Below are 257 nucleotides of genomic sequence, written 5' to 3'. Positions count from 1 at the left end.
CTTGCTCCTCCTCTTCCTCGCGAACCCGTTTCACTGGGCTTCGCTCGGAGGGAGATACGACTTTATGTTATCCGGTCTTACCGGAGAACAAACTGTATTATATTGTATTCCGTCCCTCTTGTCAAGAACTTTCGTTCTCAAGAAAAACTGGTGACCCGTACCGGATTCGAACCGATGTTAACGGCGTGAGAGGCCGCTGTCTTAACCACTTGACCAACGGGCCATGGTGCACCTTCACGGACTCGAACCGGGGACCC

General features: G+C 52.5%; 1 tRNA gene. It reads right to left on the bottom strand.

Going from position 1 to position 257, the window contains the following annotated elements:
• Positions 1 to 148: 148 nt before the first annotated feature.
• Positions 149 to 223, bottom strand: a tRNA-Glu gene (locus tag H9X91_RS14135).
• Between the last annotated feature and the right edge of the window lie 34 nt (positions 224 to 257).

Source organism: Oscillibacter valericigenes (assembly GCF_016902445.1).
GTDB classification, from domain to species: Bacteria; Bacillota; Clostridia; order Oscillospirales; family Oscillospiraceae; genus Oscillibacter; species Oscillibacter avistercoris.
This window is presented reverse-complemented; position numbering and strand designations above follow the sequence as displayed.